This is a genomic window from Bordetella petrii, assembly GCF_020991325.1.
Lineage (GTDB): Bacteria > Pseudomonadota > Gammaproteobacteria > Burkholderiales > Burkholderiaceae_B > Bordetella_A > Bordetella_A petrii_E.
This window is the reverse complement of record NZ_JAJMLX010000189.1, coordinates 1-8953: the sequence shown is the minus strand read 5'-3', so window position 1 is coordinate 8953 and position 8953 is coordinate 1. Positions and strand designations below refer to the sequence as shown.

Sequence of the window (8953 nt, the reverse complement as noted above, 5' to 3'; positions counted from 1 at the left end):
CGTTGCGGCCCGCCTGCGCGGCGGCGGCGGCCACCGTGCAGGCCAGTGCGGCCGCCAGCCATCGCAGCCGTCCTGCCACGCGGCCGGAGTGAAGCCGGCCGAGTCCAGGTGTCTGGCTCCCGTCAGGGTGCCAGACTCCGTCTAACTGAGGCTGTCGTGGCACACAATGGTATCCGGCACCTTCGGAGCCGGATACCCGGCAGTACCCCGCAAGGTGCTCTCTTACCTGGCGCATTCGGGGAACTGCCTCGGGGCCGGTTTCATCAGTAGCGGATGGTCAGCGCAGCTTGTACGTTGCGGCCGGCGGCCGGGTACAGGTTGTAGGCCCCGGTGGGGCCCAGGCTGCCCGAACGGATGCCGTAGGTGGCATATTCGCGGTCGAACAGGTTGTTTACCGCCAGGGTACCCGACACATGCTTCGTGAAGGCATAGCCCACCTTGCCGTTGACCAGCACGTAGTCGTCCAGTTGCTCGTCGAATTGATTGGCCTGGTCGTTATCCATGCGGGCCTTGCCTACGTACTGGGCCGCCAGGCTGACGAACAGTTTGTCGGCCGGGCGCCAGGTGGCGCCCAGATTGGCCATCCACTTGGGCACCAGCGGCACGGTCTTGCCCGCCAGATCCACGCCGCCATAGGTGCCTTCGCGGAACTCCGCCTGCATCCAGGTCACATTGGCGTCCAGTGTCAGGGTGCGCGTCAGGTCGTGGCGGCCTTCCAGTTCGACGCCCTGGCGGCGGGTGGGGTCCAGGTTGGTGTTCGAGAACGTCACCGGGTTGTACTGGATCTCGTTGTTCAGGTCGTAGCGGAACCAGGCCAGGCGCGCGCTGGAGGCGGCCGATCGCCAGGTGATGCCCAGTTCCTTGTCCACCGATGTCTGAGGTTTGAGAGGCGTGGCCACGTACAGCAGTTCGTCTGAATTGGCCACGCGGAAGCTGCGGCCCACCTTGCCGTATGCGCCGAAGCCCTGGCCCAGTTCCTGGCGCAGGGCCAGTTGCCAGGCGCCCAGGCGGCGGGTTTCGTCGGAATTGCCGCTGAACCCGGAAATGGTTTCCAGCTCATCACGCGCGTACTGGCGGCGGCCGCCCAGCGTGACGCGGGTGGTGTCGGTGGCCTGCACCTGAATTTCGGCGAACACGCCATGCTGGCGCTGCTTGGCGCGCCAGCGGTCGCCAACGGGCGAGAACGAATAGGTATTGGTGGCGTCCAGGTCGCTGTCGCGCATGTCCGCGCCCAGGATCAGCGCGTGCTTTTGCGCGATGGGCAACTGGTAGCGCAGGCTGCCGGTGGTCTCGTCCAGGTCCTGGGTGCGGGTGGTGTCGCCGAAGGCGCTGCCGCTGAAGCCGGTAAGCGCTTTGTCGCGCTGGCCCAGGTCGGCATACAGGGTGCCCATGCCCACGCGCTGTTCGACCTGCAGGCCGAAGGCGTCGGTCTGGGTCTTGATGAAATCGTCGGGTGTCGAGGTGCCGCGCGGGTCGTCTTCGAATTCATCCAGGCCGGTGGACGGATCGACGCGGCGCGGGCCGGGCAGGCCCAGGCGCTGGCTGGTGGTGCGCGCGTACAGGCGCACCGAGCCGCTGTCGTGATGAAAGCCCAGTCCGATGCCGCCGCTGTCGCGGCGTTCTTCGTTGTTGTCGCGGTAGTTGTCGGTGCGCAGCGTCTGGCCGTAAACATCCAGAGTGACATGTTCGTTCTGCAGGCTGATGGCGGCGTCGAGCTGGCGCAGGTCGAAATTGCCCACCGTGCCGGTCACGCTGGCCGACACCGGCTTACCGTTGGCCGTGCCGCGCTTGGTGATGATGTTGACCACGCCGCCCGTGGTGCCGCCGCCGTATTGCACCGAGCCGCTGCCGCGCACGATTTCGATACGCTCGATGCGGTCCAGCGGCACCGTGCCCAGCGAAGGCGCCGACAGGTCGTTGTTGTTCTGCGGCACGCCGTCGATCAGGATCAGCGTGTTGCTGGGACCGGTCAGGCCGAAGCCGCGCAGGTCCACGGCGGCCTGTTCGGCGGCGCCGGTGCTGTTGATGACATGGACGCCGGCCTGGGTGGACAGCAGTTCCTGCACCGTCATGGCGCTGCTGGTGCGGATCTGTTCGGCGGTTAGCACCGATACTTGCACCGGCTGGTTGCGCGTTTCGGTGGGCACGCGCGAGGCAGTGACGGTAACGGTGTCGAGTTCGGGGGTGTCGGCCGTTGCGGCCTTATTCTGCTGGGCGGCGGCCAGGGCGGGAATGGCGCAAGCCAGCAGGCCGGCCACGCGCCGGAAGGGGCGGGAATTCATCGTATGAACCTCGGTGTGACGCGCGACCCCGCACGTCGGTCTCGGTGGCGGGGCGCGCGAAACACGCCCCGGTGGGCGAACCGGCCGGTATCGGGCTGCCATGCGGCGCGTGGCGCGGCATGGGGACCGTTGCGGGGGCAGCACAGGCTGGGCGGATGGCGCCTTCCTGTTTCCCGTTTAACTCCGGCGCGCTATGCGGCCGAAGCACCGATTCGGGGCCGAACTGTATCACCGGTGGGCGGGATTCGACCCATTTTGTTACCATCAAACGTTGGATTTCGGGCGATTTTTGCCTTTTCACCACATTTCCGAGACTTCCGTGCCGTACCCCCGCCTGCCTTATCCGCCGTCGTCCTATACCCGGGGTGGCGACTTCGCCCGCCTGCTGGGCCAGCGCATCCTCATCCTGGACGGTGCCATGGGCACCATGATCCAGCGCTACAAGCTGGGCGAGGCCGATTTCCGCGGCCAGCGCTTCGCGGACCACGGCAAAGACCTGAAGGGCGACAACGAACTGCTGTCGCTGGTGCGGCCCGATATCATCGATGAAATCCATCGCCAGTACCTCGAGGCCGGGGCCGATGTCATTGAAACCAACACCTTCGGCGCCACGTCCATTGCCCAGGGCGATTACGACCTGCCGGAACTGGCCTACGAGCTGAACCTGGAATCGGCGCGCCTGGCACGCGCCGCCTGTGACGCGTACAGCACGCCGGACAAACCGCGTTTCGTGGCTGGCGCGCTGGGGCCGCAACCCAAGACGGCCTCTATTTCGCCCGATGTGAACGACCCGGGGGCGCGCAATGTCAGTTTCGACGAATTGCGCGTGGCCTATATCGAACAGTTGAACGGCCTGCTCGATGGCGGCATCGATATCGTGCTGATCGAGACCATCTTCGATACGCTGAACGCCAAGGCGGCCATTTTCGCGGTGGAATCGGTGTTCGAGGAACGCGGCGTGCGCCTGCCAGTGATGGTGTCGGGTACAGTCACCGACGCCTCGGGCCGCATTCTGTCGGGCCAGACGGTCGAGGCCTTCTGGAATTCCGTGCGCCATGCGCGTCCCGTCACCATCGGGCTGAACTGTGCCCTGGGCGCGGCGCTGATGCGGCCCTACGTGGCCGAGCTTTCCAAGATCTGTGATACCTACGTCTGCGTGTATCCCAACGCGGGCCTGCCCAATCCCATGGCCGAGACCGGGTTCGACGAAACTCCGGCCGATACCTCGGCGCTGCTGGAAGAATTCGCGCGCGCCGGCCTGGTGAACATGTCGGGCGGCTGCTGCGGCACCACTCCCGACCATATCCGCGCCATTGCCGGCAAGGTAACCGCGCTGACGCCGCGCGTGGTGCCCGAGGTACCCGTCAAGACGCGCCTGTCGGGCCTGGAGCCGCTGAACATCGACGAAGAGTCCCTGTTCGTCAACGTGGGCGAGCGCACCAACGTCACCGGCAGCAAGATGTTCGCGCGGCTGATCCGCGAAGAAAAGTACGACGAGGCCCTGGCTGTGGCCCGCCAGCAGGTGGAAAACGGTGCGCAGATCATCGACATCAACATGGACGAGGCCATGCTGGATTCGGTGGCCTGCATGCACCGGTTTCTGAACCTGATCGCGTCCGAGCCCGACATCGCGCGGGTACCCATCATGATCGACAGTTCCAAGTGGGACGTGATCGAGGCCGGGCTGAAGTGCGTGCAGGGCAAGGCGGTGGTGAACTCGATTTCCATGAAAGAAGGCGAGGACATCTTCCGCCATCATGCACGGCTGTGCCGCCGCTACGGCGCGGCCGTGGTGGTGATGGCCTTCGACGAGCAAGGCCAGGCCGACACCCTGGCGCGCCGCCAGGAGATCTGCGGCCGAGCCTACCGGATCCTGGTCGAGCAGGAACAGTTTCCGCCCGAAGACATCATTTTCGACCCCAACGTGTTTGCCGTGGCCACGGGTATCGACGAGCACAACCACTACGCCATGGATTTCATCGAGGGTGCGCGCTGGATCCGGCAGAACCTGCCGCACGCGCGCATCTCGGGCGGCATTTCCAACGTCAGCTTCTCGTTCCGCGGCAACGAGCCCATGCGCGAAGCGATCCATACGGTGTTCCTGTACTACGCCATCCGCGAAGGCCTGACGATGGGTATCGTCAACGCCGGCCAGTTGGGCGTGTACGCCGACCTGGATGCGCAGTTGCGCGACCTGGTCGAAGACGTGATCCTGGACCGCGCCGAGCCCGTGGGCAAGAAAGACGCCGATGACGAACGCACGCCCACCGAGCGCCTGGTGCAGTTCGCCGATACGGTAAAGGGTTCGGGCGCCAAGAAAGAAGAAGACCTGGCCTGGCGCGCCGGCGAGGTCGAGGCGCGCCTGTCGCACGCGCTGGTGCATGGCATTACCACCTTCATCGTCGAAGACACCGAAGAAGTGCGGCAGAAAATCGCCGCGCGCGGCGGCCGCCCCATCGAAGTCATCGAGGGGCCGCTGATGGACGGCATGAACATCGTGGGCGACCTGTTCGGCGCCGGCAAGATGTTCCTGCCGCAGGTGGTGAAATCGGCGCGCGTCATGAAACAGGCCGTGGCCCACCTGATTCCGTTCATCGAAGAAGAAAAGCGCCAGATCGCCGCTGCCGGCGGCGACGTGCGGGCCAAGGGCAAGATGGTGATCGCCACCGTCAAGGGCGATGTGCACGACATCGGCAAGAACATCGTGTCGGTGGTTCTGCAATGCAATAACTTCGAAGTCGTGAACATGGGCGTCATGGTGCCCTGCGCGCAGATCCTGGAAAAAGCCAAGGAAGAAAAGGCCGATATCGTCGGCCTGTCGGGCCTGATCACGCCCAGCCTGGAAGAAATGGCCTACGTGGCCTCGGAAATGCAGCGCGACCCGTATTTCCGCGACCGCAAGATTCCCCTGATGATCGGGGGCGCCACTACCAGCCGCGTGCACACGGCGGTGAAAATCGCGCCCAATTATGAAGGCCCCGTCATCTACACGCCAGATGCCAGCCGCGCCGTGGGCGTGGCCGCCAACCTGGTGTCCGACCAGGCCCAGGCCTATGTCGATGAAGTGGCGCAGGAATACGAAGAGGTGCGCCGCCGCCATGCCAACCGCAAGGCCACGCCGCTGATTTCCCTGGCCGATGCCCGCGCCGCGCGCCCGCAGATCGACTGGTCTTCGTACGTGCCGCCGCGGCCCAAGTTCATAGGCCGGCGTTCTTTCAAAAGCTACGACCTGGCCGAGATCGCCAAGTACCTGGACTGGACGCCGTTCTTCCAGACCTGGAGCCTGTTCGGACAGTTCCCGGCCATTCTGGAAGACAAGGTGGTGGGCGAACAGGCGCAGAAGGTATACGCCGATGGCCAGGCCATGCTCAAGCGCATTATCGACGGCCGCTGGCTGACCGCCAACGGCGCCATGGCGTTCTACCCGGCCAATACGGTCAACGACGAAGACATCGAGGTCTACGCCGACGAATCGCGCAGCAAGGTGCTGTTCACGTACCGCAACCTGCGCCAGCAGGGCGCCAAGCGCGAGGGTGTCAGCAACAAGTGCCTGGCCGACTATATCGCGCCCAAGTCCAGCGGCGTGGCCGACTACATCGGCCTGTTCGCCGTGACGGCGGGCCTGGGTATCGAGAAAAAAGAAGCCGAGTTCCAGGCGGCCCTGGACGACTATTCCAGCATCATGCTCAAGGCCATGGCCGACCGCCTGGCGGAAGGCTTCGCCGAATGCCTGCACGCCCGCGTGCGGCAAGACCTATGGGGCTACGCACCCGACGAGGCGCTGTCCAACGACGAGATGATCGCCGAGAAGTACGCCGGCATCCGCCCCGCGCCCGGCTATCCGGCCTGCCCGGAACACGTGGTCAAGCGCGACATGTTCCAGGTGCTGGACGGCGACGATATCGGCATGGAACTGACCGACAGCTACGCCATGTATCCCGCCTCCAGCGTGTCGGGCTTTTATTTCAGCCACCCGCAGTCGCAGTACTTCAACGTGGGCACTATCGGCTCGGATCAATTGGCCGACTACATCGCGCGCAGCGGACGCCCCGAGGAAGATGTGCGGCGCACGCTGGGCCCCAGCCTGGGCTAAGGGGCCGGCATGACGCCGCCTGCCGCCGCGCTGGACAGTTCCGCCCGCCGCCGCCACGCGCTGGGCGAGTTCGTGCGCGCCGCCCGCGCGCGCATTACGCCGCAAATGGCCGGGCTGCCCGAAGGCATGCGGCGGCGCACGCCCGGCCTGAGGCGTGAAGAAGTGGCGCAGCTATGTGGAATCAGCGTCACCTGGTACACCTGGATAGAACAGGGGCGCGAGGTGTCGGTGTCGCCGGCGGTGTGGTCCCGCATTGCGGGCGTATTGCAGCTGGCGCGCGCCGAGCGCGCCTATCTGTTCGAACTGGCCGAATGTGCCGACCCGCAACACCCCCGCGACGACGCCAGCGAAGCGCCCGGCCTGCTGCGCGAATGCGTGGACGCGATCGTCGCGCCCGCTTATGTGCTGGACCGCGCCTGGAACGTGCTGGTGCACAACGCGCCCATGCGCGACCTGTTCGACAACTGGCCGGTGCGCGACCCGCAACCCAACCTGCTGCGCTACATATTCCTGGACCCCGCCGCGCGCCAGCTGGTGGTGGACTGGGAACAGCGCGCCCGCCGCGTGGTGGCGGAATTCCGCGCCGATGCGGGGGCGCACCTGGACGAACCCGACGTGCTGGCCTTGCTGGAAGAACTGAACCGCGACAGCGATGTATTCGCGCACTGGTGGACGCGCCATGCGGTAGTGGAGCGCGAAGGCGGACTGCGGGAGTTCCAGCATCCGCAGCGCGGTCGCCTGGCATATCAGCAGACGACCTTCAAGCTGGCTACGCATCCGGACCTGAAGCTGGTGATGCTGCTGGAAGGGGATGGGGAATGAGCGGAGCGCGGCCTACGCACCCGTACGGGCGATGAAATAGACAGCGGCTGTCAGCGCGCTGCAGATGCCGGTGGTCCAGGTGATGATTTTCCAGGTCAGCTTGCCGATTTCATGGTGCAGGTCGGCTTTGGTGACGTAATTGGACAGCACCACCGCCAGGTCTTGGCGGATGGCCGCGACATCGGTTTCAAGCGCGTCGACGCGGGATTTCATGGGGCAGGCTTTCTTGCGCAAGGATTCCATGCCGGGCAGGATAGCGCCGCCCTTGCTGACGGTCCATGCGTACTTGCCGTTGCGGGATACGCCGCATGATGCAAGACAAATCATTCAGGCAAGCCCGCCTCTAGCAGGCCGTCCAGCAGTTTGCGTATGGGTGCGGGCAGGGCCAGCCCGGGCAGTTCGGCCGGGCCGGCCCAGCGCTGCGGCAGGGCGGGCTCGGCCAAGGCCGCTGCGGGTTTGACGGGCAAGTACCAAGGCTTGATATGCAGCCGGTAGTGCGTGAACGTGTGCGCGAATGCCGCCAATTCATAGCGTTGCAGGGGTTCCAGTCCCAATTGGCGCGAGGCGCTGGCCGGGTCGCCGCCGGCATCGAATTCGGGCAGGCTCCACAGCCCGCCCCAGATGCCGGGCGACGGCCGCTGCTGCAGCAAAATGGCGCCATTGCGCTGCAAGACCAGCATGCTGGTCTGCCGCTCGGGTATGGCCTTGCGTATTTTGGGGGTGGGCAGTTCGGCCTGGCGCCCGTCGCGGCGCGCAATACAGGAATCCGCCACGGGGCAGCGCGCGCAATCGGGTTTGCCGCGGGTACACAGGGTGGCGCCCAGGTCCATCAGGCCTTGTGTGTAGGTGGCCATGTTCAGGCCCGGCGCGGCGGCCACTTGTTCGTCGGCCAGTGTCCACAGGCGCTGTTCGATTTCGCGCCTGGCTGGATCGCCTTCAATTCCGAAGTGCCGCGTGAACACCCGCTTGACGTTGCCGTCCAGGATGGGCGAACGTTCGCCATAGGCGAATGCGGCTATGGCGGCGGCGGTGGAACGGCCGATGCCCGGCAAGGTGGCGATCTGTTCGGCCGTGGGCGGAAACCGGCCGCCCCAGTCGCTTGCCACCGCCTGGGCGCATCGATGCAGGTTGCGGGCGCGGGCGTAGTAGCCCAGGCCGGCCCAGTAGGGCATTACTTCTTCCTGGGTTGCGGCCGCCAGGGTGGCGACATCCGGAAAGCGTTCCAGGAAGCGCTGGTAGTACGGGATGACCGTGGTTACCTGGGTTTGCTGCAGCATGATTTCCGACAGCCAGATCCGGTAGGGGTCTGACGTGTGCTGCCAGGGCAGGCCATGGCGGCCGTGGCTGGCTTGCCAGGCGACGATTCTAGAGGCGAAATCCATCGGGGGATTATCGCACTGTGCGTTGTCGGGCTTTGATTCATTTTGAGTTTTTGCGTCGCCTGTTCGTCCCGGGATTGGGGCCGGGCGAAGCCCGTCGGGCTCGGGCGCATCCAGGCGCCCTCGGCCCGCTGCGCGGGCTGCCCCGCCGGTCAACTCGCCCGACCCCAATCCCGGGACGAACAGGCTGACAGTGTCTCGCAATGAGACTACGTATCACCCGGTACCGTCTCGGCGTATGCCGCGATGGTACTCGGCCCCCGAAGCGTCCTGGCCATTGCCTCGAGCTTGAACAATCACAGTCCCGTCGTGGGGACGCTCAGCCCCTATGTGCCGGGCGAGCAGCCCAAGCTGCAAGACCTGGTCAAGCTCAACAC

General features: G+C 65.5%; 5 protein-coding genes and 1 riboswitch. Of the genes, 2 read left to right on the top strand and 3 right to left on the bottom strand.

Translation table 11 applies throughout. From position 1 onward, the window contains the following. Nucleotides 1–263: 263 nt before the first annotated feature. Nucleotides 264–2282 carry a TonB-dependent receptor gene (locus tag LPZ50_RS17260; RefSeq protein WP_230662995.1) on the bottom strand — a complete coding sequence of 673 codons (2019 nt, stop codon included), beginning with the start codon at nt 2280–2282 and terminating at the stop codon, nt 264–266. Between the two features lie 64 nt (nt 2283–2346). Next, nucleotides 2347–2509, bottom strand: a riboswitch (cobalamin riboswitch). A gap of 92 nt (nt 2510–2601) precedes the next feature. Between LPZ50_RS17260 and metH the strand changes: the two genes are divergently transcribed. Together metH and LPZ50_RS17250 are read left to right on the top strand one after the other, a co-directional pair. After that, nucleotides 2602–6375, top strand: a complete 3774-nt coding sequence (gene metH / locus LPZ50_RS17255; protein WP_230662993.1) for a methionine synthase — start codon at nt 2602–2604, stop codon at nt 6373–6375. A gap of 9 nt (nt 6376–6384) precedes the next feature. Continuing rightward, nucleotides 6385–7197, top strand: a complete 813-nt coding sequence (locus LPZ50_RS17250; protein WP_230662990.1) for a helix-turn-helix transcriptional regulator — start codon at nt 6385–6387, stop codon at nt 7195–7197. A 12-nt stretch (nt 7198–7209) separates the two neighbouring features. Here the strand turns inward: LPZ50_RS17250 and LPZ50_RS17245 are convergent, their stop codons facing one another. Continuing rightward, nucleotides 7210–7524, bottom strand: a complete 315-nt coding sequence (locus LPZ50_RS17245) for a hypothetical protein (protein WP_230662988.1) — start codon at nt 7522–7524, stop codon at nt 7210–7212. Beyond that, the gene (gene mutY, locus LPZ50_RS17240) at nt 7521–8579 is read right to left on the bottom strand and encodes an A/G-specific adenine glycosylase (protein ID WP_230662986.1); all 1059 of its coding nucleotides are present in this window, start codon (nt 8577–8579) and stop codon (nt 7521–7523) included. Before mutY ends, LPZ50_RS17245 begins: the two co-directional genes overlap by 4 nt. Nucleotides 8580–8953: the final 374 nt, after the last annotated feature.